This is a genomic window from Bifidobacterium sp. ESL0822 (assembly GCF_052606675.1).
Genome location: NZ_CP199596.1, coordinates 1,967,870 through 1,993,507 on the forward strand (window position 1 = coordinate 1,967,870; position 25,638 = coordinate 1,993,507).

The 25,638-nt window shown below is 58.0% G+C and carries 11 protein-coding genes, 1 tRNA gene, 2 pseudogenes and 1 CRISPR repeat array (1 of these 15 running past the window's edge); of the genes and pseudogenes, 13 read left to right on the forward strand and 1 reads right to left on the reverse strand.

The window, feature by feature from the left end; all coding sequences use genetic code 11:
- Positions 1 to 13 precede the first annotated feature (13 nt).
- Positions 14 to 2,956 (forward strand): annotated as a pseudogene (locus ACUIAF_RS07685) (beta-ketoacyl synthase N-terminal-like domain-containing protein); the annotation flags it as partial.
- A 659-nt stretch (positions 2,957 to 3,615) separates the two neighbouring features.
- A tRNA-Gly gene (locus tag ACUIAF_RS07690) sits at positions 3,616 to 3,689 on the forward strand.
- A gap of 257 nt (positions 3,690 to 3,946) precedes the next feature.
- Here the strand turns inward: ACUIAF_RS07690 and ACUIAF_RS07695 are convergent.
- Positions 3,947 to 4,348: an RDD family protein gene (locus tag ACUIAF_RS07695; RefSeq protein ID WP_445338457.1), complete on the reverse strand. Its 402-nt coding sequence runs from the start codon at positions 4,346 to 4,348 to the stop codon at positions 3,947 to 3,949.
- 569 nt (positions 4,349 to 4,917) lie between these two features.
- Here ACUIAF_RS07695 and ACUIAF_RS07700 point away from each other — a divergent pair.
- The 11 genes and pseudogenes from ACUIAF_RS07700 to ACUIAF_RS07750 all read left to right on the forward strand — a co-directional run bounded on the left by ACUIAF_RS07700 (position 4,918) and on the right by ACUIAF_RS07750 (position 16,295).
- A complete protein-coding gene (locus tag ACUIAF_RS07700; protein WP_143740787.1) occupies positions 4,918 to 5,397 on the forward strand; it encodes a hypothetical protein in 480 nt (159 codons plus the stop codon).
- A 281-nt stretch (positions 5,398 to 5,678) separates the two neighbouring features.
- A complete protein-coding gene (locus tag ACUIAF_RS07705) occupies positions 5,679 to 6,068 on the forward strand; it encodes a holo-ACP synthase (protein ID WP_445339190.1) in 390 nt (129 codons plus the stop codon).
- 417 nt (positions 6,069 to 6,485) lie between these two features.
- Complete coding sequence (cas3, locus tag ACUIAF_RS07710) at positions 6,486 to 9,653, forward strand: CRISPR-associated helicase Cas3' (RefSeq protein ID WP_445338459.1); 3,168 nt, start codon at positions 6,486 to 6,488, stop codon at positions 9,651 to 9,653.
- A gap of 72 nt (positions 9,654 to 9,725) precedes the next feature.
- Entirely contained in the window at positions 9,726 to 11,483 is a 1,758-nt protein-coding gene (casA, locus tag ACUIAF_RS07715) for a type I-E CRISPR-associated protein Cse1/CasA (RefSeq protein WP_198217197.1), read from the forward strand.
- Positions 11,480 to 12,220 (forward strand): type I-E CRISPR-associated protein Cse2/CasB, encoded by a 741-nt coding sequence (gene casB, locus ACUIAF_RS07720; RefSeq protein ID WP_445338461.1) that lies wholly within the window; start codon positions 11,480 to 11,482, stop codon positions 12,218 to 12,220. The genes casA and casB overlap by 4 nt, the downstream gene beginning before the upstream one ends.
- Before the next feature lie 105 nt (positions 12,221 to 12,325).
- Entirely contained in the window at positions 12,326 to 13,462 is a 1,137-nt protein-coding gene (gene cas7e, locus ACUIAF_RS07725; protein WP_445338463.1) for a type I-E CRISPR-associated protein Cas7/Cse4/CasC, read from the forward strand.
- A 2-nt stretch (positions 13,463 to 13,464) separates the two neighbouring features.
- A complete protein-coding gene (cas5e, locus tag ACUIAF_RS07730; RefSeq protein ID WP_445338465.1) occupies positions 13,465 to 14,178 on the forward strand; it encodes a type I-E CRISPR-associated protein Cas5/CasD in 714 nt (237 codons plus the stop codon).
- Positions 14,179 to 14,187: 9 nt separating this feature from the next.
- On the forward strand, positions 14,188 to 14,877 hold the full coding sequence (gene cas6e, locus ACUIAF_RS07735) for a type I-E CRISPR-associated protein Cas6/Cse3/CasE (RefSeq protein WP_445338467.1): 690 nt from the start codon (positions 14,188 to 14,190) through the stop codon (positions 14,875 to 14,877).
- Positions 14,878 to 14,894: 17 nt separating this feature from the next.
- Positions 14,895 to 15,863, forward strand: a complete 969-nt coding sequence (cas1e, locus tag ACUIAF_RS07740; RefSeq protein WP_445338468.1) for a type I-E CRISPR-associated endonuclease Cas1e — start codon at positions 14,895 to 14,897, stop codon at positions 15,861 to 15,863.
- Positions 15,863 to 16,057, forward strand: a pseudogene (gene cas2e / locus ACUIAF_RS07745) (type I-E CRISPR-associated endoribonuclease Cas2e); the annotation flags it as partial. The gene cas1e and the pseudogene cas2e, both read left to right, overlap by 1 nt.
- Positions 16,058 to 16,133: 76 nt before the next feature.
- The gene (locus ACUIAF_RS07750) at positions 16,134 to 16,295 is read left to right on the forward strand and encodes a hypothetical protein (protein WP_445339204.1); all 162 of its coding nucleotides are present in this window, start codon (positions 16,134 to 16,136) and stop codon (positions 16,293 to 16,295) included.
- A 161-nt stretch (positions 16,296 to 16,456) separates the two neighbouring features.
- Positions 16,457 to 25,638: direct repeats of the CRISPR family, unit length 28 nt; unit sequence GTGTTCCCCGCATCCGCGGGGATGATCC; it runs 1,772 nt beyond the window's last position.

The following is a 25,638-nucleotide window of genomic DNA, read 5'->3' on the forward strand; positions in this document are numbered from 1 at the left end:
GGACCAGACCGCCGCACGATTCGCCAAGGACGTGGCCGTGGTCACCGGCGTGGCCCCCAAGTCCATCGCAGGATCTCTGACTGCAGGCCTCCTGGAGGGTGGGGCGACGGTCATCGCTGTCTTCCACTCCTTGAAGCCGCAGACTGTCATCTGGGCCCGCGACCTCTACCGTCGCCATGCCGTGGGCGGTGCCCGTCTCTGGATCGTGCCCGCCAACCTGTCCAGCTACCGGGATGTGGATGCCCTGGTCGACTGGGTCGGCAATGAGCAGCGCAAGACCACGGGGGCCACGACCACCGTGCTCAAGCCCGCCTACGAGCCCACCCTGCTGCTGCCCTTCGCAGCCCCCGCCATGCACGGGACCATGGCCGACTCGGGCCGGCTCTTCGAGTCCCAGGCCCGGCTCATGCTCTGGAGCCTGGAACGCCAGATCGCCGGGTTCGCTGGCATCGGGGCGGACACAGACGTCGACCACCGTCTGCATGTGGTCCTGCCAGGCTCGCCCAACCGTGGCATGTTCGGCGGCGACGGAGCCTACGGGGAGGTCAAGGCCGCCCTGGATGCCATCGTCAACCGGTCCCGCCCCGAACAGGACTGGTCCGGCCGGGTCACCTTCGCCCATCCGCTGATCGGCTGGGTCCGAGGCACCGGGCTCATGGGCGGCAACGATCCGCTGGTCCAGGTGGTGGAGCGTCACGGCATTCACACATACTCAACCAGGCAGATGGCCGATTCCCTGCTGGAGTTGTGCACTGTGCAGGCCCGCCAGCAGGCTCTCCAGGCCCCGCTTAAGGCCGACCTGACCGGTGGCCTGGGCTCCAGCCCGCTGGACCTCAAGGCCCTGAAGGCCGAGGCTGCCCAGGACGGCGATTCGTCGACACCGGCTCCAGCCGGAAAGCCCGGGGATGCGCCCGCAGATGCCGACAAGGATCCGGGCCGGGTCATCAAGGCCCTGCCCACACCCCGGGTGCCCGCCCAGGCCCCGGTGGATCTGCAGGATTGGCAGGGCGTAACCGCCAGGCCAGAGGATGAGATCGTCATCGTCTCCATCGGCGAGATGGGTCCCTGGGGCTCCGGCCGCACCCGCTTCGAGGCCGAGATGGGCATCCACTCGGACGGCCAGGTCGACCTGAGTGCCGCCGCCGTGCTCGAACTGGCCTGGAACATGGGTCTGGTCGAGTGGCAGGACAGCCCCAAGCCGGGCTGGTACGACACCGACGGTGAGCTGGTCCCCGAGCAGGACATCGCCGAGCGCTACCACGACCAGGTGGTGGCCCGCTCCGGCATCCGTCCCTTCGACGATGGTATGGGCTCCGACTACCGCCAAGGCACCAATGAAGAGGAGGTGGATGTCTTCCTGGATCACGATGTGGCCTTCTCGGTGCCCACCAAGGACATGGCCGAGGAGTACGTGGCACAGGATCCTGACCACACCAGCATCGCCCGAGACGAGCAGTCGGGCGAGTGGACCGTCACCCGCCTGCCGGGCTCCCGTATCCGTGTGCCGCGTCGGGCCACCATGTCCAGGACAGTGGGCGGCCAGTTCCCCAAGGGCTTCGATCCGGTCAAGTGGGGCATTCCCGCCTCCATGGTCGGGGACGTGGACGAAATCGCCCTCTGGAACATCGTGACCACCGTGGACGCCTACCTGTCGGCCGGCTTCACACCGGTGGAGATCCTGCAGGCCGTGCATCCCTCCAAGGTGGCCTCCACCCAGGGGACCGGCTTTGGCGGCATGGCTTCCATGCGCAAACTCTACCTGGACCGATTCCTGGGCAAGGAGATCCCCACGGACATCCTCCAGGAGGCTCTGCCCAACGTGGTGGCCGCACACGTCATGCAGTCCTACATCGGCGGATACGGCAACATGGTCCAGCCGGTCTCGGCCTGCGCCACGGCTGCGGTCTCCCTTGAGGAGGGCGCTGACAAGATTGCACTGGGCAAAGCGGACTTCGTGGTCACGGGTGCCATCGACGACATCGGCGTGGAGTCGGTCATCGGCTTCGGCAACATGAATGCCACCGCCGATTCCGCCGAGATGTATGCCAAGGGCATTCAGCCTCGGTTCTTCTCCCGGGCCAACGACCGTCGGCGCGGCGGCTTCCTGGAGTCCCAGGGCGGCGGGACCATCCTGCTGACCCGCGGTGACATCGCCCTGCGCATGGGTCTGCCCGTGGCTGGCGTGGTCGGGTACATCCACTCCTTCGCGGACGGTGCCCACACCTCTATCCCCGCACCCGGGCTTGGGGCTCTGGCCGCCGGCATGGGCGGCAGGGACTCGGACCTGGTGCGCTCGCTGGCCAAGCTGGGCGTGGACCCCGACGACATCGCCGTGGTCTCCAAGCATGACACCTCCACCAACGCCAACGACCCCAACGAGTCCGAGCTGCACAACACCCTGGCCCATGCCATCGGGCGGACGGACGGCAACCCGCTCTACGTCATCTCCCAGAAGAGCCTGACGGGCCATGCCAAGGGCGGCGCCTGCATCTTCCAGATCAACGGGCTCACCCAGCTCTTCCGGTCCGGGGTCATCCCGGCCAATGCCTCCCTGGACTGCGTGGATCCGGTCCTGAGGCGTGACGACCATCTGGTCTGGCTGGAGCAGCCTCTGAAGGTCGGCAGGATTAAGGCCGGACTGGTCACCTCCCTGGGCTTCGGCCATGTCTCCGGCATCGGGGTCATCGTCAGCCCTGGAGCCTTCGAAGCGGCCGTGCTCCAGACCTCCGGCCGGGAGGCCCTGGACCAGTGGCGTCGCCGGGCCAACGACCGTCTGGCCGCTGGCCAGCGTCGCCTGGAGGAGGGCCGCATGGGTCGGGCCCCGCTCTATGAGTCCATCGACAACCGTCGCTTCCATGAGGACGGACACGGGTATGTGGGCCATGAGGTCGAGAAGGCCATGCTGCTGGATCCCCAGGCCCGTCTGGGCGCCGACGGTTATTACAACCGGGGCTGAGAGCAGCGTGAGTTGGTCGGTTTCCTATTCTCTGTAGCGGGAAATGGGAAATCGGTAAGAGCTCAATCATCGCGCTGATCAGGGAGGTGGGCCAAACGGCTCACCTCCCCTTTGTTATGGGGTGGATGCTCATCAGCTGCTCATACTCGGGTGATCGCTTCCTTCACGGGAGAGTGGGTGAAATGTCCCTGGGCACGTCAGGCTCGGCTATGGCTATCCCTTGTCTTGCTTCAATGCTGTTTGAGGGGCAGGCGGCCTTTACGACCTGACGGTGTTCGGCTCCTGTTCAAGAAAAGGTATAAAAAAGTAGATGGGTGGCCCAGGTTTTACTTGGGGTTATTGCTGGGCCACCCGAATGGCCGGACTTGTCTTTGGGGAGTCGTCCGACCGCTTACTCGTACGAAGTGTTAGTGTTAGTGGCCGCTGTTATGGAATTCCTGCGGCTGCGGTTTGTTGTCATAATACTCATGGCGAGAAGCCTGATCACCATAGCCACGCCGATATTTTCCCCTTCAACTGTGGGCGGGTCTCCATGTTGTACAAGGCTCTGCCCAGTGATGCCTACATAGGTTTATCGCTGAGTAAAACCACGCAATGATTAATTGACCGCATGTTCCGGCTGGCCCATGTGCTATGCTGTTTACCGAGCCAACGGCTTCGCGGGCGTAGCTCAATGGTAGAGCCTCAGTCTTCCAAACTGATTACGCGGGTTCGATTCCCGCCGCCCGCTCCACTTAGACGCAGGATTCGATAAGTCGGCGTTTGCATTAGCGTGTTGGAATTCAACGGTAGCCTGTATCGCATTTTTTCTTAGTGAATTGTGCGTTCTGTATTGAATGCATCCTGATCGCTGGCAGAGCTATCAGCCATAGTTGGTGATGCATTGGAGGTTACCATCATTGCCGCTGATGTGGCAGTAATCAACCTAATGGATTTTTCCTGGCTCTTATGTTCATGCAACAAGGTGTCTTCGCGTCATTCCGAGCATCCCTATTGTTTGCTGGTTACGGTTGTTCCCATGATCTTATCGGCAAAGGTCTGCCCCCTGCCGTCCCATAAAGGCCAGAGAAAACCAATGAGGAGTGATGCGAAATCAGCAAGATGCGCCATCTCTCGCACGCCCATTCTCAGACTGGATATAGGCAGATTGGAATCCTGATCGCATACCTGAAGTTTGAGAAGACGGTGCGCCCAGGACTGTCCATTGCGTGTAGACCATGCAGAAATGACACACACAACAGCCACAGAAACGCAATCAATCCAGGATTGAGCAAATCCGCCTGGTGAAGATCTTCCAAATACAATGCTCCCCATCAACTGCGATAGCAACGACGCTGGCAATACTATGCGAAGCAGGTATGACGCCACTCTGCGCCACCATAAAGCTGACATTCTTGCCTCCTCTCAATACAGTATGACAAGCGTATCCCTGCACTGCCTTTGATGATGTCCCCTCGGCCGCGCGTCAAGAACGAAAAACTCAAGCAACTCCACTCCGAACGGGAGAAGGTCGCAGAACTCCTCGAAAACACCCAGGCGTGAACCATTCTGATCGAGATTCACACATAGGCATGAAAGCAAGGTCGAGTGTTCTGAACTTCTGATCGATGTCTAGCTGCTCATGATTCTTTCGCAACTGCTTACTGAATTTCCGTTCGCAAGTGTGCAACAAGCCAGGGAAATCGTGTAGACATTGCCGCTTGGGCTGGACTTCTGCGGCTTCCAGTCCTGCGAAGACTTCGGGGCCGCTGCGCTGAATGTTCTCAAATGATATTTATCTACAGTTGGCCTCGCCCGCTGCCCTCCGAGCAGGTTGTAGGAATTCAGGGCCACGGGTGTGCTCGGACATGCAGCAGGTCAAAGATATCGAGCAGATAGCCGTTCACCAACCCTCTCCCGGAGTAGTGGCTAAAATGCTAACATCAAAGACAATATCAATGAACTACTCAAGGATGAGTCCCATGAAGAAACGATCTTTAACCGTGGTTATCTTCGTGACGTTCTTGGGCCCGTTGCTGTTGATGGGGCTTATAGTCTCCGCAGATCAAGCTTCCGTGCAGCCTGCATCGGGAAAGGCTGCAGCAGGCCAGCCAGTCTCAATTGATGCAGCTACCGTTTCTTCTTCACAATCATCATCTCAAGACATCGACACAACAGAATACTGGACGGAAGAGAGGATGCGCTCTGCTCGTCCTGCGGAAGAACTGGTATCTGAGCCGGATCAAAGTGATCAAATTCGACCAGCCGAGCAATCTAGCAAGATGAAAGTTACAGAAAGCTTCTCACATCCTGTCCGCCCCAAGCCATTGCTGGGTCATCAGACCGGGAATGCAGTTGTTCCTGAGATGACTGGGACGGTGCTCTTTAATTACGATGGGGAAGGGGTTGGTACATGGTCCTTCTTACACGATGGATGGAAGGGCACTGACTACGCTCCGTAAGATATGGCAGAATCTCACCCTATCTGTTCTCTTTCGTGCCTTCCCGCCTTGCTAGCCTCTTGTTCTTTCTGATTTGATTCCTTTTTGGGGCTATTTGTGCAAGATTACAGGGATCGTTGATTATGCCTATAGGTTGTGGGCCTCCGAATTTCTGATCGGATGATTTGCTGCAGGGGCTGATGAGGGGGATACTCGGGCCTATGAATGATGTCAGGTTTGGACAAGTGCTGGGGTTGGGACATGACTTGGTCGATCTGAAGGAGTTCGGCCGGCAGCTGACTATGCCAGGCACACGCATGACAAGCTTGTTCTCGCCTCGGGAGCGGCGGCAGGCCCAGCAGCGGGCCCTGCTCAAGCATGACGACACGGCGGCGCACTTGGCCGTGCGCTGGGCCGGCAAGGAATCGGTGCTTAAGGCCTGGTCGCAGGCGCTGGGACCTGAGCCATCGCCCTATGGTTTGGATGATTTTCCCTGGAGCGGTGTGGAGATCTTGGATGATGGCCGGGGTCGGCCGAGCGTCAATCTAGAGTCCTCCGTGGTAGCCAGGCTTTACGATTCCTTGCCTCTGACCGGTGGTCAGGTCAATCGAGTGCAGTTATGCTGGCACATTGCCCTCAGCCATGACGGACCGATGGCTTCGGCGGTCGTGCTTTTGTGCAGGTGTGTTTGAAATCAGGCTAGGACATGTGACGCATGTGGCGTTAATTCCTAGTTATCGCCCTGGGCAGCCGAATAGAAGTCTTCGGCATGTGGGGCGATGCCCTGACTGTGTCGAAGCCGAATTCGACCTACAAGGCTTCAGATGCAGTCAGCGCTATGTATTACCTGCGTCGTTCTAAGGGTTGACCGAGGCTCCCGTGTAGACTACATACAGCCTCTTCTTGAGGCCTGTTCCCTGCTTACGTAGGGATGATCCGTTGTGTCATTAGGATTTTATATGTTCCCTGAATAGTCAGGGTATATTAAACAACTTGTGACATTAAGAGATGATAAATTTGGTAAGTTCTAATTCTCTGTGCTATGCTTAAAAATTGTTACAACGAAGTTGTCCAATTGGCAGAGTCGCTGAGCTGAGAACGGGGGAACAATGAGCGGAGCGATACCAACAGACTTGGGTCTGGACGCTAAAGCCATGTCCCTGTGGGGCAAGACAAATCTGCAAGACGAGAATGATTGGCAGGGAGTTTTCGCGCATCTGAGTGATTCCGCTGCAGTGGCTGGGTACTTATGGCGCGACTGGGTGCCCAGGGGTACTCGGGAGATCATCATCCGCGATGTTGGTGATCCGGAATTGGCTCGCAAAGTCTGCATGTTCATCACTGGTGCCCATGATATCGGTAAGGCAACCCCGGTTTTCCAAAGCAAGCCGTTGACACATGCACCGGGCATGCAGGAGCTCTCCTTGCAATGGAAGCCAAGACAGGCCGGCCTGCGGTTCCCTGATGTTCCGATTACGAATACGAATTATCCAACCCATCCCATAGCGGGCCAACGGATTCTGGAGTCTTACCTGACTCAGGTACAGCATTGGAGCAAGTCAGTGGCCGAATCCTATGCTTGCATCGTCGGTGGGCATCATGGTCAGCCTCCTACCCGTCAGGCCCTGAGCAAGTCCGATGAGGATGTACGAATGGGCACTGCTCAGGGTTATGAGGACTGGGCTGAAGTCCAGCGCCAACTGATTGAATTCGTGGCCAAGCAATGTGGGCTTAATGATGATGACTTCGCTCAGCTCAGTGGAAGGCGGCTAAACATATATGCCGAATCGGTGCTGGAGGGGCTGGTCATCATGGCCGACTGGATTGCCAGCAACAGCGACGACGATCTTTTTCCCTTGGTGCCGCTCAACCCCCCGAGCTACGACGAACAGACCTGGAACCGGATGAATTCAGTACGTACACGAGCCGGTCTTAAGGCCCGTCAGGAGCGCGGATGGCGTAATCTCGACCTGCCTCCGAAGTGGCAGCCTATTCATGAACAAATCAGCATAGGGGAGCGCTTCGCTTCCAGATTTGATCTGCCGACGGGGGCCAATCCCAGGCCAGTCCAGGAGCAGGCTGCGCATTTGGCGGAAACGACTAAGGATCCGGGCATTATGGTCATCGAAGCGCCCATGGGCGAAGGCAAGACCGAAGCAGCCCTGGCCTGTGCGGAAATTCTGGCGGAACGAACAGGCAGGGGAGGGGTCTGTGTGGCCCTGCCGACAATGGCCACCACCGATGCCATGTTCTCGCGTTGCAAGAGCTGGATCGATAGATTACCTCAGCCGGAAGGACGCTCTGAGAAATCCACCTCACTCAGACATGGCAAAGCTGCTCTCAACAGGGAATTCATGTCAATGATGGCTTCAGCTAAGAATTCGGCCACATCGTCAGTCTTCGATGAAGATGTCCCGCAAGGCTCGGCTGCGCAAAAGGCTGCCTATCCGGAGGCAGTAGCGAATGACTGGCTGCGAGGCAGAAAGAAAGGGGTGTTGGCTAACTTCCTGATCTGTACTATTGATCAGGTGCTCATGGCCGCTTTGCAGATGAAGCACGTCAGTCTGCGGCAATTGGCTCTAGCCAACAAAGTTGTCATTATCGATGAATGTCATGCTTACGACACCTACATGCGTGAATACCTCAAGCGGACCTTGGAATGGTTGGGAGGATTCCACAATCCAGTCATCCTCCTGTCGGCAACCCTGCCTGCATCACTGCGACATGAGTTAGTTGACGCTTATATCACAGGGTATTCCTCAGTGCTCGGTGAATCAGGTAGCCAGACGGGGCAGCTCTCCGAAGTTGCACCGCGTAGTTTTGCAAGCATGGAAGCATTTACTGATCGTTACTCCAAGCCACGCATTGATCAGATCTCTACCTCTTTACAACCAGGTGACGAGCAGTTCTCTAATGAGGAGCGGGACTCTGACGACCTGCATGCTTATCCGTTGATTACTTATACGTCTGGAACGACCTGCCGGACTAGCTCGGTGGAGCCTTCAGGTCGTGCAGTGGAAATCGATTGTCAAGTCATTGACGACGATCTTGAGCATCTGTCAGACCTGCTGCAAGAGCGTCTGGCTGAAGGCGGCTGCGCCGCTGTGATTTGCGACACTGTAGACCGTGCCCAGCAAACCGCTGCAGCTTTGACAAATGTATTTGGCTCGGACCAGGTCAGACTGACACATTCACGCTTCATCGACCTGGATCGTATGGACAACGAACGAGAACTCCGAGAACGTCTTGGTCCGGATGCAACCTTGGACAATGGGGGGCGCCCTCACCGGCTGATTGTCGTGGGCACGCAGGTTCTGGAGCAATCCCTGGACATTGACTTCGATCTTATGGTCACCGATATAGCTCCGGTCGATCTGTTGTTGCAACGCATGGGTCGTCTGCATCGCCATCGCCGTGGACATGGTGAGAGCGACCGTCCAGCTGGTCTGCGGAAAGCCTTCTGTTATCTGCGGGGCATAGCCTCCTGGAACGCAGATGGTCCAGCATTTCCTGACTATTTAGACAGCGTCTATCCGCCGGCATCCCTGCTTGAAGCCCTTGCTGTGCTTCGTCTGCAAGGAGACGGCACCCACCGCTTGCTACAGCTTCCTGATGACATCGCTCCCCTTGTCCGCACTGCTTATGACTCTGATGCAGTTGCACAGCTGATACCCAAAGCCTGGCAAGAACGGTATCGGCTGGATGCGCACAAGCGTGCTGAAAAGGATGCGGAAGAGATCGATAAGGCCCAAGTCTATTTGATGAAAGATTCGGCGCATCTGCTGCGCCAGTCTCACACCTTGGTGGACCTATTCACGAGCACCGTGGACGCCAGGTCGGAAGCCAAAGCCAGACAGGCCGTCAGAGATACTCATGATTCGGTGGAGGTGGTGCTTCTGCGCCGGTGCGGCGACGAGTATGCGCTTCTACCATGGATCGGAGGCGATACAGTACCTTGCGGAGCTTCTGTGCCCACAAACACCGAGCCTGAGAACCAGCTGGCGCAAGTGGTGTTGCGTTGCTCGGTAAATCTGCCGGATCGCATCTGTCATGACATTGATGCTCTGATCAATGAACTCGAGATTCGAGCTGGTGATTGCGTTGATGCATGGCATCAATCTCCTTGGCTGGATGGCTGTTTGCCGCTGGTCTTGGATGAGGAGGAATCCGATTCGAATCGCCAGAGATTCGTCACCACTGTACTTGGTTACCGTATCGGATACACCCGTGAGGATGGGCTGACTTGTGTGAAAGCCGACAAGGGCGGGGAGAGTTGAATTTGCGGTGCCTTGCTAGTTGCAGGCATTTTCCACTTATGAAAAACCGAACAAGCAGAAAGGACAATGATAATGAATGATATTGGAGCGACCGGCGGAGGTCGGCCGTCGTTCAATCTCTTGGAGCAGCCTTGGATCAGGGTTACCTATCTGGAAGGACGTGTCGACCTGGTCTCCCTGCGCGACCTTTTGGTTGAGGCCCATCGAATCCGTGAAATTTCCAGTGACATGCCTCAACAGACCCTGCCCATACTGAGGATGACCGAAGCTGTGCTCTACCAGGCATACGCTCAACGGTATCGCCCCATGATAGGGGATGATAATCCGACGGCCTTGCTGCAGCTGTGGTGGACGCTCTGGCAGACTGGGCAGTTCGACCCTCAAGTAATTGACGATTATCTTGAGCGCTATCACGACAGGTTCGATTTGTTCAACCCTGGGCATCCCTTTTATCAGACGCCGGGATTGACCTACTCGTCCGATGATAAAGAGTATGACAGCATTGGCGAGCTTCAGGCTGACGTGCCTAAGCCCAAGAAGTTTCTCTTCACCATGCGCGCCAAGAACGACCTGGACTCGCTGACCTTGCCAGAGGCAGCTCGATGGCTGGTCTTTCTCCAGGCCTATGACCCTGCAGGCATCAAATCACCGGTAGACGGAGAGACCCATGTGCGGAACAATAAGGTTTATCCGCCCAAATCCAAGGTGGGAACTGGCTGGCTGGGTGCCTTGGGCAACGTCTATCTTGAACAAGACAACCTGTTTGCCACCCTGATGCTCAACTGGTGCTTGATTAATCCCCGAAGTCGTGGGGATGATGATGCCTGGTTTGGCAAGCCTGGTGATTTGGCGCCCTGGGAACGCGAGCCGGCCGGCCCTGACATGAATCCAGACTATCACCCTGCAGGCATTGTGGACATGCTCACTTTGCAATCACGCAGGGTGAGGCTGATACCCGATAGTTCAGGCTCCCGTGTGATCGGCATTATCGTCTGCTACGGCGATGTCATCAGCGCTGACAACATGGACGCTTATGAGCCTATGACGGCCTGGCGTTACGGCAGCGAGAACCTGCGGAAGAAATTGGGACTGCCGACGGCTCCTCGCATGCCTGTCACATTCACTTCTGACAAGGCCATCTGGAGGCAACTGCAGCCTTTGATTAGCGCGGGAAGCAACGGTGCAGGTCAGACTGACGACACCCGTCCTGGTGTTATTCGGTGGGTCGAGACTCTATTGAATTGGAATCAGGATGATGCCGGATCCGGAAAAGTGATGCAAATGGCTCGCATCCATACCCAGAGCATGATTTATGGCCCGCAGAACAGCTTCTTTTCGGATGCCATTGATGATTCGCTTGATGCAAATCTCCAACTGCTTCATTTGGATGCTGCCGCCGTGGATGTGGTGGTTCAGGTTGTTGAGCGTACTGAGGATTCCGTCAAGGCATTGGATTCCATGGTTGCCCAGTTGAACCAATCCGCAGGCGACAAAGCGCAGAAGGACCGCTTCTATGCCGCAGTAGCCCGCGTCAAGGAACGTGCATATGCTTCCCTGGATCAGCTGTTCAGACAGAGGATTGCGGAGTTCGGTCCTTCAGAAGACATCGAACATTACCGGAATGACTGGTTCCAGGCCATTCATCGGGATCTGATCGGCATAGCTGGTGAATACCGCGATCAGTCTCCGGCGCCATCTTTCCTGCCCAAGGCCAACGGCGCCCGATCTGCTGAGCCAATCTTCGACAGATTCTTATACCAACTGAATAAATATCTAGGTCCCCTTCCCTCTCGTGAGGGCGAGACCGCAAATGAAAAGGAGGTTCAATGATGACTGCAGCCACTATGACGAACGATCATGTCTTGTCAGTCGACGACCGCAAACAGGCCGTCGGGCGATATGCCAACTACCGGATCGGGAAATTGCAGTACGCCTACACGGGTCAGGCCAGCAGCGTGGCCAGGGCTCATCTGGCTCTGCTGCGTCGGGGCATTGATGACGGTAGGGTGCGGTGGATGAATGTCGGGTTTGATCTATATGAGGATTGGCCACAGGATACCTTGGGAAACCCAGCCCTCGACAACGACCCCAATATCGTCACGGAAACACGGGCTATTGCCACTGCCCTGCAGATGTATGCGCTTCATCAGCAGTCAAAATCTAAAGGTATGGCCTGGATGCCTGATCATAAGGGTACAGGGAATAACACCGAAGCTAAGCAGCTGGCGCGATCCGAGCGCTCCCGCTACAGTTTCGGCCACGCATGCCGCATGATTGACGCCAACCAGGACGGTTCCAAGGCCACCCCAGTTCTTCGAAGACTGCAAATCATGGAGGATGTTCCTGATTTCGATGGCATCCGGCATCAGCTGTATTCGTTGATAAGGATGATGAGGAATCAGGATGTGAAGCTGGACTATCAGGCTTTCGCCCAGGATCTTTATTTGCTGCAGCTGCCTGGTCGGAGGGCCTCTGTCTTTCACCGTTGGGCTCGTCAGTATTACGCCGTGCACAAGGCCGCGGAGGCGAAAGAGGGCGAGGAAGCCAATAGAACAGCTGAGGTCTAGCAGCACGGTCAATGATGACAGGTCGTCTCGAATGATTCGCCATCTAGCAGATACACATACACAAGATCACCGATTTTTCAAAAATAAATATTAAGGAGAAAAGCCATGTTTATGGATATTTATGCAGTTCAGAACGTCCCGCCGAGCAACATCAATCGTGACGAGACGGGCAATCCCAAGACCGCTCAGTATGGCGGTGTCTTGCGCTCGCGTGTCTCCAGCCAGGCCTGGAAGCGGGCCATGCGTGAGACCTTCAAGTCGTTGCTGGACAAGAAGCAGCTGGGGGTGCGGACGAAGAACGCAGTCGAGCTGATCGTGAAGGCCATGGTCGACCGACGGCCTGAATCGACGGACCAGGCTGAAAGCTACGCCTCCTTGGTTTTGCAGGCTACTGGTGTCAAGGTTGTCGCTTCCACTCGTGCAGGGGCGGCCAGTGGCAAACCAGTCACTCAGTACCTGATCTTCATCGGCAACACCGAAATCGGGAAGCTGGCCAATACTGCTCTGGAATGGATGGATCAGGGAAAGGATCCGGCCAAGGCACCAGATTCGGCTATGAAGAAGGAAGTGTCGGGGGTCTTCCACGGTGAGCAGGCGGTCGACATCGCCCTGTTCGGCCGTATGCTGGCTGATGCCCCTGACCTGAATACGGATGCCAGCGCTCAGGTGGCTCACGCTATCTCCGTGGATGCCATTAAGCCTGAGTACGACTATTTCACCGCCGCTGACGACTTCACGGAAGCGGACAACGCCGGTGCAGCCATGATCGACTCCGTAGGTTTCAACTCATCCACGCTCTATCGCTACGCGACCGTGAACCTGGATGCCTTGCAGGAGCAGATTGGCAATGTGGAGGCGACTGCGAGAGTGGCTTCGGTCTTCGTAGAGGCTTTCATCCGATCCATGCCGACCGGTAAGCAGAATTCCTACGCCAACAGGACTCTGCCCGAGACCTGCATTGTGGCCTTCCGTGACAGCCAGCCTATTAATGCCGTGGAAGCCTTTGAGCGTCCGGTTGTGGCTGAACATGACCGGCCTATCTCGCAAGTAGCTGGCCGCAGGCTGGTTGAGGAGTTGCGCAGGATTCAGGATGCCTATGATGAGCGGCCTGTGCGAGCTTGGGCGATCAGCACGGATTTGTCGACGCAGGACCTGGCTCCGGTGGCTGAGTCTGTCGGTCTGAAGGATCTGACCAGCCAGGTGGATGCTGAGACTATGCGCGTGCTGGGTCAGCAGGAGTAGTCATGAGCATACTGCTGTTGCGATTGTCGGGTCCTTTGCAGTCCTGGGGAAGCTCCTCGCGTTTTACGATTCGCACCACACAACGGGAGCCCACCAAGAGCGCGGTGATTGGTCTGCTTGCTTCGGCGCAAGGCCGTCAACGCGGTGACGACATTGAGGACCTGCTGCATCTAAGCTTCGGAGTCCGCATCGACCAACCGGGCATCTTGGTCAATGACATGCAGACAGAGCATGGTGCCAATGTCAAAGCCATGCCATTGACCAATCGGTACTACTTATCCGATGCGAAATTCCTGGTGGCTTTAGGTGCTGATTCTGCGCTTCTGGAAGGTCTGGACCAGGCTCTGCGTCATCCCCGGTGGCCCTTATATTTGGGTCGACGGGCTTGCCCGCCAGATTATCCGGTTTCGCTTGGGTTGGTTCAGGAGGACCGTGTGGATCAGGCTCTGCGCACTCATCCCTGGATGGCTGCTTCCTGGTACAAGAGACGCCATCAGGGCTGCCGACTGGAGGTGATCTGTGATGCGGACTGCGCCAAGGACGAAGACAACGGGATTGTCTCTTCTCAGGCAGATGTTCCGCTGAGTTTCGGTGCAGCTCGCAGATACGCGGTCAGAACGGTTAGCCGATACAGAATTCCCAATCCTGATGGTTCTGGTCCTGATAAGCAGTGGACTAAAGCCGTTCCGGATCATGATCCAATGTCGTTTTTTTAGGAGGCAGGCATGTATATATCCAGAATGCCGTTGAACACTGCGCGGTATGCAGCCAAGCAACTGATTGCCTCGCCTTATCGGCTTCATGCCGCTGTGGAGAAGTCCTTCCCGCCGGGTGCCGTACGCAGTGGCGATGGGGGACGTATCTTGTGGAGATTGGATTTCTCCCGTGAAGGAGACTCGACCTGGCTGTATGTGGTGAGTCCCGAGCGTCCTGACTTCACCCATATTGTCGAGCAGGCCGGTTGGCCAACCCATGCTGAGTGGGAGGTGAAGGATTACGAGCCTTTGATCACTCATATGGCCAAGGGACAGGAGTGGGCCTTCAGACTTCGGGCCAATCCCGCCAGACAGGTCTATGAGGATAAAGGGCGGCGGTCCAATCATGCAGTAGTCGGCAAGGTGATGGGGCATATCACTGTGGATTATCAGCTATCTTGGCTGGAGACGCACAGTGAACGCAACGGGTTTGCCCTCCTGGGCAGCTCGGATGAGAGTCATGGGCCGTCCTGCCTTGTTTCCCAGCGCCGCAAGGAGCAGTTCGCTCACGGGAGCAGCAAGGTCACCTTGGTTACAGCCCAGTTCGATGGACAGCTCCGTGTAACCGATGCGCAAGCTTTTCAGCGTTGCCTACGGCAGGGCATCGGCAGAGCCAAGAGTTTCGGCTGCGGATTGCTGACGGTGGCTCCGATCCGATGACTGGGGATCATCAGTCTATGGGGTCTGCCGGGAGAACCGATATTCCCGGCAGTCCCCCTCCTGAATTGGGTGATTTGGTGCGGGCCGAGGATAGGCTCTCGTTCGCTTATTTCGAGCACTGTGTTATCACCCGCGAGGACAATGCCATCGCGGTCACCAGGGATACCGGGACTATACGGTTGCCTGCAGCCAATCTGGGTGTGCTCATGCTGGGTCCCGGCACCACCGTCAGTCATCAGGCCATGGTGGTTATTGGCGACAACGGTGCCAGCGTGGTATGGGTGGGGGAGCGCGGTGTGAGGATGTATGCCTTCGGTCGTCCTCTGACGCATTCGGCTGCCCTTCTGCAAAGGCAGGCGGCGCTGGTCTCCAACACCCGCAAGCGGTTAGCTGTGGCGAGGGCTATGTACCAGATGCGCTTCCTCAACGAAGATGTCAGTTCTTGTACCATGCAGCAGCTGCGTGGGCGTGAGGGTGCCCGAGTTCGACAGGTCTACCGTCACTGGTCTGAACTGACTGGTGTCCCGTGGGACAAGCGAACCTATGATCATGAGGATTTCGATGCAGGCAACGAGATCAACAAGGCCCTGTCGGCTGCTCATACCTGCTTGTACGGAATCGCTCACTCTGTGATCGTAGCCCTTGGGTGTTCACCAGGCTTGGGATTCGTCCATGTGGGCCATGAGCGCTCCTTTGTCTATGATGTGGCCGATCTGTATAAGGCCGAGATATCGATTCCTGTAGCTTTCAAGACTGCTGCAAAGCAGCCCGACGACATCGGGTCGGCTACCCGGCATGCCATGCGTGATGCTGTCTATGACCTCTCGCTCATGCGACGGATGGCTCGCGATATTCCCCGACTGCTTGGAGCACCTGTTTCTTCCTCTTCTGATGTAGAGGGTGGGACCTTGGCGCTCTGGGATGAGAAGGTCGGTGCGGTTCCTGCTGGGAGATCCTATGCAGATGAAGAGGAGGGGATGGGCTGATGGTAGTCGTCGTTTTGACAGCATGCCCAGTGGGCCTGCGCGGGGATTTGACTCGATGGCTTCTAGAGATAGCATCTGGGGTTTTCGTCGGCCACATCACCGCTAGGGTTCGGGACCGGCTCTGGGAACGCATCACAGGGCAGATCCGAACCGGCAAGGCCATTATGGTCTATTCCGCCCGCAATGAGCAGCATCTGAGTTTCAAAGTGCATCGCTCAGATTGGAACCCGGTAGATTGTGAAGGATTGACTCTTATGGAGAGGCCTACGGATGGCGGCGATGGCAGATCTGCGGGTGGTAGAAACCGATACCGCCGGACTGGTTGGAGCAATGCCAGCAAGTACAGACGTGCGGCGAGATTCCGGCGCTCGCAATCCGGCTGAGCCCAAGCGGGTCTGCACTTTTCAGATGAGTTTTGCCGATGAGTGCTGAGTACTGATTATTAAGCCAGTGCATTGATAAGGAGTTTGGTGTATATGGTCTGAATTGTAATGGCTGAGACGGGAAATAGAGGGGGGGGGCTCGAAATGCAAACTCATTAAAAATCAGAAATCTTGGTTATTGTATTGTTGGGATTGCAAGGATTTCTAAGTGTGTTCCCCGCATCCGCGGGGATGATCCGGCGGGGACGCCAGCGAAAAACTCGTCGACATGGTGTTCCCCGCATCCGCGGGGATGATCCCACCATCCGCGCTCTCCAGGCCCCCAACCAGGTGTGTTCCCCGCATCCGCGGGGATGATCCGTCCTCGGCGGCATTGGCACTGGTTTTCATCCAGTGTTCCCCGCATCCGCGGGGATGATCCCCGCATCCAGGTCGGAGAGGTGCTCCACTACTGGTGTTCCCCGCATCCGCGGGGATGATCCCATGCACCGCATTGACGCGCAGACCTCCGACAAGTGTTCCCCGCATCCGCGGGGATGATCCTCCGTCATCCCAAACCTTGGAAACATGATCTATGTGTTCCCCGCATCCGCGGGGATGATCCTCACCGATGCTCCTGGCCGTGTTGGACAGCCAGGTGTTCCCCGCATCCGCGGGGATGATCCTACCAGGTCGCATCGAGCACCGCTGCGGCCCCCGTGTTCCCCGCATCCGCGGGGATGATCCGGCCAAGAGCCTGATTTCCAGCATGTCCAGCGCGTGTTCCCCGCATCCGCGGGGATGATCCCGGCCCGGAGAACCACTTGCCGACATTCTCCCCGTGTTCCCCGCATCCGCGGGGATGATCCCAAGAATATTTTCCAAGGCTTTCTTGACGATTTGTGTTCCCCGCATCCGCGGGGATGATCCGCCCTGGGAGCCAACTTCACGGACCGCAGCCTGGTGTTCCCCGCATCCGCGGGGATGATCCGTGGTGAGCGTGTCACGATAGGTGAAAGGCTGTGTGTTCCCCGCATCCGCGGGGATGATCCTACATATGAAGCAATTGCATTATATCCAACGGGGTGTTCCCCGCATCCGCGGGGATGATCCTAGCACTATTACCACTCCGGTAATAATGCTATTGTGTTCCCCGCATCCGCGGGGATGATCCCGCCTGGCCGATGGCATGGATGGCATCCCGGAAGTGTTCCCCGCATCCGCGGGGATGATCCTTCATCACATCAGCGGAATCAATGTAGAAGGTGGTGTTCCCCGCATCCGCGGGGATGATCCCTGAACAAAGCAAGCTCCGACCTTACAAGTCTGGTGTTCCCCGCATCCGCGGGGATGATCCCCGATGGAGGCATCAGCTTCGGCGATGGGCCGAGTGTTCCCCGCATCCGCGGGGATGATCCCAACCCCGACGACGGTTTGAGGGAACTCAAACGGTGTTCCCCGCATCCGCGGGGATGATCCCGCCCCCAGCAGAGGCAGGAATGCCAATCCTACGTGTTCCCCGCATCCGCGGGGATGATCCGCCTACAGCAAGGAAACGACATTGCCGCGCAACGTGTTCCCCGCATCCGCGGGGATGATCCCCTTACGGACGGGCGTATCCCTTCCAGGGACATGTGTTCCCCGCATCCGCGGGGATGATCCCGGGTTCCAGTGCATTCTGACAACACGGGAATTGTGTTCCCCGCATCCGCGGGGATGATCCTTGTCGAACATCGCGGGGATCACGATGATCCTGGTGTTCCCCGCATCCGCGGGGATGATCCTTCGGCAAGAGGGTTATGCCAGGAAAGCTGATTGTGTTCCCCGCATCCGCGGGGATGATCCTGGTCCGACACGCTCAACGACGCTGGATCCCTGGTGTTCCCCGCATCCGCGGGGATGATCCCCGCGAGGAATGGTGTCGGGTGCCTCCGAGAACGTGTTCCCCGCATCCGCGGGGATGATCCTCGGCATGATCATGCGGAAAAGACTTGCGACACGTGTTCCCCGCATCCGCGGGGATGATCCGGCCGTGACCGGCATGCCGCTGAAGGCCCGGCTGTGTTCCCCGCATCCGCGGGGATGATCCTGTTACTTTCATATCGAAGAAAGCTACAGACTCGTGTTCCCCGCATCCGCGGGGATGATCCTTCAAATCAATGCATTACTTCACAACATCATGAGTGTTCCCCGCATCCGCGGGGATGATCCCCGCGGGCAGGCCAGCACCCTGCTGCACACGGCGTGTTCCCCGCATCCGCGGGGATGATCCCGCTTAAGAAGACCCAACCGCCACAGAAAGAAGGTGTTCCCCGCATCCGCGGGGATGATCCTTAGCCCCAAAGATAGACCATAGCGTATCACCAGTGTTCCCCGCATCCGCGGGGATGATCCCTGCTTCATATCCTGAAACGACTCAAAATTATGGTGTTCCCCGCATCCGCGGGGATGATCCGCAGGGGCTGGCCAGCAAGACCGGCTCGGGGGAGTGTTCCCCGCATCCGCGGGGATGATCCCCCTCCTGCATGGCGAGCCGCTGACAGATGGGCGTGTTCCCCGCATCCGCGGGGATGATCCCCATTGGGCACCGTCAACGGAAAACTGCAAACAGTGTTCCCCGCATCCGCGGGGATGATCCTGCCAAGGACCTAGACCTGTATGGTGCCGGTTTGTGTTCCCCGCATCCGCGGGGATGATCCTGCGGGGACGACAAAAAAGCATACCCGTCCTCTGTGTTCCCCGCATCCGCGGGGATGATCCACGGGGAACAATCCCGCCCGATGAGAAGCCCATGTGTTCCCCGCATCCGCGGGGATGATCCCCAAATGAGCAGAAGAAATAAAGGAAATAGAGGGTGTTCCCCGCATCCGCGGGGATGATCCTGTTTTCAGTCATTTTCTGCAACGTCTGATAGCGTGTTCCCCGCATCCGCGGGGATGATCCCATAATTCACGGTTTCGTCAAGACCAACACGTAGTGTTCCCCGCATCCGCGGGGATGATCCTGCAAATGTCACCCGTTTTCATATTATGCTTGAGTGTTCCCCGCATCCGCGGGGATGATCCTCATCAGAGATGGTATCTTCTAACTGAATCATAGTGTTCCCCGCATCCGCGGGGATGATCCCCAGACCCAAGACCCTGAGCTGGTGCTGACCGGGTGTTCCCCGCATCCGCGGGGATGATCCTGAGCGAGATCATGCCCTACTATAATCAGCTGTGTGTTCCCCGCATCCGCGGGGATGATCCGCCAAATCAACGCACACCCCGCCTGATCCAAGAGTGTTCCCCGCATCCGCGGGGATGATCCTGATCCAAATTTTTTTGCATCAGCTTTGCCCGGGTGTTCCCCGCATCCGCGGGGATGATCCCCTCTCCGTCATGCCGATCTTCAAGGACGCTCTGTGTTCCCCGCATCCGCGGGGATGATCCTGCTCGGGATAGTACATGCTCCTGGGCCCGGGTGTGTTCCCCGCATCCGCGGGGATGATCCGCAGAAACTGAGCATGGAAAACGTCATGCAACAGTGTTCCCCGCATCCGCGGGGATGATCCCGACGCCGGATCCCTCAGCATAGATGTGGACTAGTGTTCCCCGCATCCGCGGGGATGATCCCAGCCGGTGAGCGGCAGCGCAGCACCAGGAAGAGTGTTCCCCGCATCCGCGGGGATGATCCTAATTCCTGGCAGATAAGGCGGTATTTGTAATGGTGTTCCCCGCATCCGCGGGGATGATCCTTCCTCCGGGCACGTCGATGATCTGATATACAGGTGTTCCCCGCATCCGCGGGGATGATCCCATTCATCCCAAGGACGCTTTGGCGAAAACCTAGTGTTCCCCGCATCCGCGGGGATGATCCCGGCCGCGATTGAGCAGTCCGTATGCGCGTACGGTGTTCCCCGCATCCGCGGGGATGATCCCGCTATGGTGCCGACTATGCCGATGGGCAACCAGTGTTCCCCGCATCCGCGGGGATGATCCTCTACCTGGAGCCGGCGGACATGGGTCGGTGCCGTGTTCCCCGCATCCGCGGGGATGATCCCAATACCCCTCTCTATATACTTAGCCATATAATGTGTTCCCCGCATCCGCGGGGATGATCCCGATTTGGACACCATCGCTCCGATGCTGGGGCTGTGTTCCCCGCATCCGCGGGGATGATCCTCGATGCACAGACCTCCGACAATCTTCAAAATAGTGTTCCCCGCATCCGCGGGGATGATCCCTGGATGGTCGACTCCGAGGAGCCCTACCCCGAGTGTTCCCCGCATCCGCGGGGATGATCCGCATTGGCACCCAATAGATCAGGTCTCTATGGAGTGTTCCCCGCATCCGCGGGGATGATCCTTGATCCTCAAAATACGCCAGGTCGTTCTCAACGTGTTCCCCGCATCCGCGGGGATGATCCTTTTGACAGTTGGATGCTTGACGAATGTCGGAGGTGTTCCCCGCATCCGCGGGGATGATCCCTTCCAGGTCGTCCATCTGGGACCCGTCCACGGGGTGTTCCCCGCATCCGCGGGGATGATCCCACCTGGGCGATCCCCTGCCCGATCGTCTTGAGGTGTTCCCCGCATCCGCGGGGATGATCCTGAACAGCAGACCGCAACACGGAACGCCAATCTGTGTTCCCCGCATCCGCGGGGATGATCCTGGAACGCAGTAGCGTCTGAATCGGATGATGATGTGTTCCCCGCATCCGCGGGGATGATCCTTTTTATGAAATCGATCCCGTCCTTGATTAGGGGTGTTCCCCGCATCCGCGGGGATGATCCTGAGCAGAATAAGACGACTGGCGGCCATCATCCGTGTTCCCCGCATCCGCGGGGATGATCCTACAAAAATCGTTATAATACTGCATACGATCTGGTGTTCCCCGCATCCGCGGGGATGATCCTGACTCCAAGATTGATAAAAAGAATGCAGAACAGTGTTCCCCGCATCCGCGGGGATGATCCTCCATGTCACGCCGCCAGCCCGCTGTCGGCAAGGTGTTCCCCGCATCCGCGGGGATGATCCTGCCTGCTGGTGGTCGTCACGACGGACTCGGTTGTGTTCCCCGCATCCGCGGGGATGATCCTCCCTCCACATGTTCAAAGATGGGGGGTTTCCGTGTTCCCCGCATCCGCGGGGATGATCCTTCGCGAACTCTCCACTGCTCTAACCGGGCTTGGTGTTCCCCGCATCCGCGGGGATGATCCTGCCGATCTTCAAGGACGCGCTTGGGTACGACGGTGTTCCCCGCATCCGCGGGGATGATCCGCTGCAGCCCAGATCGTCGAAAACCGACTCGAAGTGTTCCCCGCATCCGCGGGCATGATCCCTAAGGATGCATCTGTATCGCGATGAAGAAAACGTGTTCCCCGCATCCGCGGGGATGATACGACCGACCCACCGGCAGAGGAATCCGAGCCCACGTGTTCCCCGCATCCGCGGGGATGATCCCAATGCGACAACAGCAGACCGTACACAGTCACAGTGTTCCCCGCATCCGCGGGGATGATCCTGAGTTGACGATGTAATGGAACCCTTGCAGAGTGTGTTCCCCGCATCCGCGGGGATGATATGGTCCGGGCCTGCGGACGGGATGGCCCTCGAGTGTGTTCCCCGCATCCGCGGGGATGATCCCCCCGTCAAAGGCGTCAAGGTCAGGGGGCAGAGGTGTTCCCCGCATCCGCGGGGATGATCCTATTGATTCCGTAAGTATTATCAAAACCCCAATGTGTTCCCCGCATCCGCGGGGATGATCCTATGATAGAAAAACTGGCAGACGAAAAAGGAAGGTGTTCCCCGCATCCGCGGGGATGATCCGCGGCTCGACCAGATCATCGACCAGGAGCAGCAGTGTTCCCCGCATCCGCGGGGATGATCCCAGTATATCGTCCATCCATTTTTCCTTGGCCCCGTGTTCCCCGCATCCGCGGGGATGATCCCGAATGTCTTCATGGCACCTATCAGCCAATCGAGTGTTCCCCGCATCCGCGGGGATGATCCCGAGTCCAAGAACTCGGTGGGCGACCTGCTGGGGTGTTCCCCGCATCCGCGGGGATGATCCGCTGCGTCCGAACCATTTGTAATCGATAGGCAGGTGTTCCCCGCATCCGCGGGGATGATCCGGACGGCCGCTACATCGCCGCCCAGCCTTATAAGTGTTCCCCGCATCCGCGGGGATGATCCTCAACCACGTCCAAAAAATCGTAAAGCCAGCCGGTGTTCCCCGCATCCGCGGGGATGATCCGTGGCTGGTGGCGCTTATGGTATCAGTATCACCGTGTTCCCCGCATCCGCGGGGATGATCCTTTTCAGATGTAGCGAACAGGTAGTGTGAATGTGTGTTCCCCGCATCCGCGGGGATGATCCCCAAGGCCGCTATACTCTCGAATCTCGCCATTGGTGTTCCCCGCATCCGCGGGGATGATCCTTTGAACTAATAGTAAATTCATTATTATGCGTAGTGTTCCCCGCATCCGCGGGGATGATCCTGCACTTTCCATTTGCTCAGAGCGTATAGGAAAGTGTTCCCCGCATCCGCGGGGATGATCCTTTTTGAACACATTGATAAGTGGCGTGTTCTTGGTGTTCCCCGCATCCGCGGGGATGATCCTTCACGGCCACTGGTCTGAATTTTGTTGGATTAGTGTTCCCCGCATCCGCGGGGATGATCCTATGAGTCCCCAATAAAGGCGATCTCGGTCTGAGTGTTCCCCGCATCCGCGGGGATGATCCCGGGCAACGTGACCTGTATTGGAAAGCGGCATAGTGTTCCCCGCATCCGCGGGGATGATCCTCCTCGGCAAGCGTTGTACTGGCTAGGGTCAAAGTGTTCCCCGCATCCGCGGGGATGATCCTGCAGCCGAGAGCACCTTGACCATCATGTTGGCGTGTTCCCCGCATCCGCGGGGATGATCCGCTCGAGGTCAAGCCAACCACATACATCATGTAGTGTTCCCCGCATCCGCGGGGATGATCCTAATACGGGTCATGGGGAAAATGGAGCTGCTAAGTGTTCCCCGCATCCGCGGGGATGATCCGTTTGATTTCCTGAATATCCTTGGCCGCAACGGGTGTTCCCCGCATCCGCGGGGATGATCCCGGTGCCTCACCCTCTACGGCAATGCAGTCATAGTGTTCCCCGCATCCGCGGGGATGATCCCCAGCCGTCCCGTTCCTTGTCGCTTTTCCAGGCGTGTTCCCCGCATCCGCGGGGATGATCCGTGGGTTGGCGGCATGGGTGGACCACGGCTGGAGTGTTCCCCGCATCCGCGGGGATGATCCTACCACTATGGATATAAGCGGGACAAAAGTACAGTGTTCCCCGCATCCGCGGGGATGATCCGTCGGCCGCATGGTCGGGCATGGCGAGATCACTGTGTTCCCCGCATCCGCGGGGATGATCCCGCCCGCGAGGACAGGCCACGGCTCTGATCCACGTGTTCCCCGCATCCGCGGGGATGATCCCTGGAGGCCGGCCGGCGCAAGCTCATCCAGATCGTGTTCCCCGCATCCGCGGGGATGATCTTTCAGACCAGTGGCCGTAAATTACACTTACAGGGTGTTCCCCGCATCCGCGGGGATGATCCCCGAAATACCATCAACGGCGATGACAAAACGATGTGTTCCCCGCATCCGCGGGGATGATCCTACGGTGCATGTGATGGTGGCGGTGGGCAAGCCGTGTTCCCCGCATCCGCGGGGATGATCCTATGCACCGCATCGACGCACAGACTTCAGATAAGTGTTCCCCGCATCCGCGGGGATGATCCCGAGGCGCTCCGCCCGCTGGGGGTGGGTGTCACGTGTTCCCCGCATCCGCGGGGATGATCCTTTACGCCACTTCTCCATATGTTAATCCATCTGGTGTTCCCCGCATCCGCGGGGATGATCCTTCAATTGGATAGACTGAACGCAAGGAACGATTGTGTTCCCCGCATCCGCGGGGATGATCCGTCGGGCAGCCAGGTCTTGACCAGCTGGCCTCCGTGTTCCCCGCATCCGCGGGGATGATCCGTTGCCCATGGCGGCCTGCACGCGCTGCACGGGGTGTTCCCCGCATCCGCGGGGATGATCCTTTGGGTAGGGGTTGCCTAATTGGCTGATCGCAGTGTTCCCCGCATCCGCGGGGATGATCCTAGGTCAGGAAACCGTGGAACAATTCGTGTTCTGTGTTCCCCGCATCCGCGGGGATGATCCCTTCAAACCATCAGAATTTGTGTATGTCGCGTGGTGTTCCCCGCATCCGCGGGGATGATCCATGGTGATTCACTCGCCGGATAAGATTCTGAAGGTGTTCCCCGCATCCGCGGGGATGATCCCTGGTCGGCCGTCAATTTCTCCGACCCGATCACGTCGGCGTGTTCCCCGCATCCGCGGGGATGATCCCCTGAACCTTGATAGGCTTTTTCCAAGTATTGGGTGTTCCCCGCATCCGCGGGGATGATCCCTTCTGACCCAAATGTCACCCCCGACCATACCTGTGTTCCCCGCATCCGCGGGGATGATCCTGGGACGTCACGACCGACCATATCCGTATCAGCGTGTTCCCCGCATCCGCGGGGATGATCCCAAAGGCATTGGTCGGCAGCTATGAGGTCAACTGTGTTCCCCGCATCCGTGGGGATGATCCTCCCACTCGGGCCACGAGACCAGGCACAGCGTGGTGTTCCCCGCATCCGCGGGGATGATCCGTCAGGCAACGTAGCCTACAGGCGCGTGCGAATGTGTTCCCCGCATCCGCGGGGATGATGCCAGCGGTCGTGTCCCGTGGTCGTGGTCTCGCCTGTGTTCCCCGCATCCGCGGGGATGATCCCTGGGACAGCAACGCGGCCATGGGTCAGCCTTCGTGTTCCCCGCATCCGCGGGGATGATAGGGGGAACCGGGCGACACGACAAAATTTCGGCTCGTGTTCCCCGCATCCGCGGGGATGATTCGGACTAGAAAATGTTGAAAGATACCCGTTTTGAGTGTTCCCCGCATCCGCGGGGATGATCCCCCCGATGGGGTCAGCATCGAGCCTTCGGTGTTGTGTTCCCCGCATCCGCGGGGATGATCCATTCGCAACATTGGATCAGGTGAATTCCAAGGCGTGTTCCCCGCATCCGCGGGGATGATCCGGCAAGCCACCCGAACGCGACCTCTATCCGATTGTGTTCCCCGCATCCGCGGGGATGATCCTCAGTATCCAATCAGAAGCTGAACGGATAGTATGTGTTCCCCGCATCCGCGGGGATGATGTTGACAAAAGCACAGAAACATCTCTTGCATAGATGTGTTCCCCGCATCCGCGGGGATGATCCCCCTATTTCCTCGTCTATCACCTTGTCGTTGTTGTGTTCCCCGCATCCGCGGGGATGATCCGGATGTGGGGTTGGTATCGGGCTTTGCCCCGTGGTGTTCCCCGCATCCGCGGGGATGAT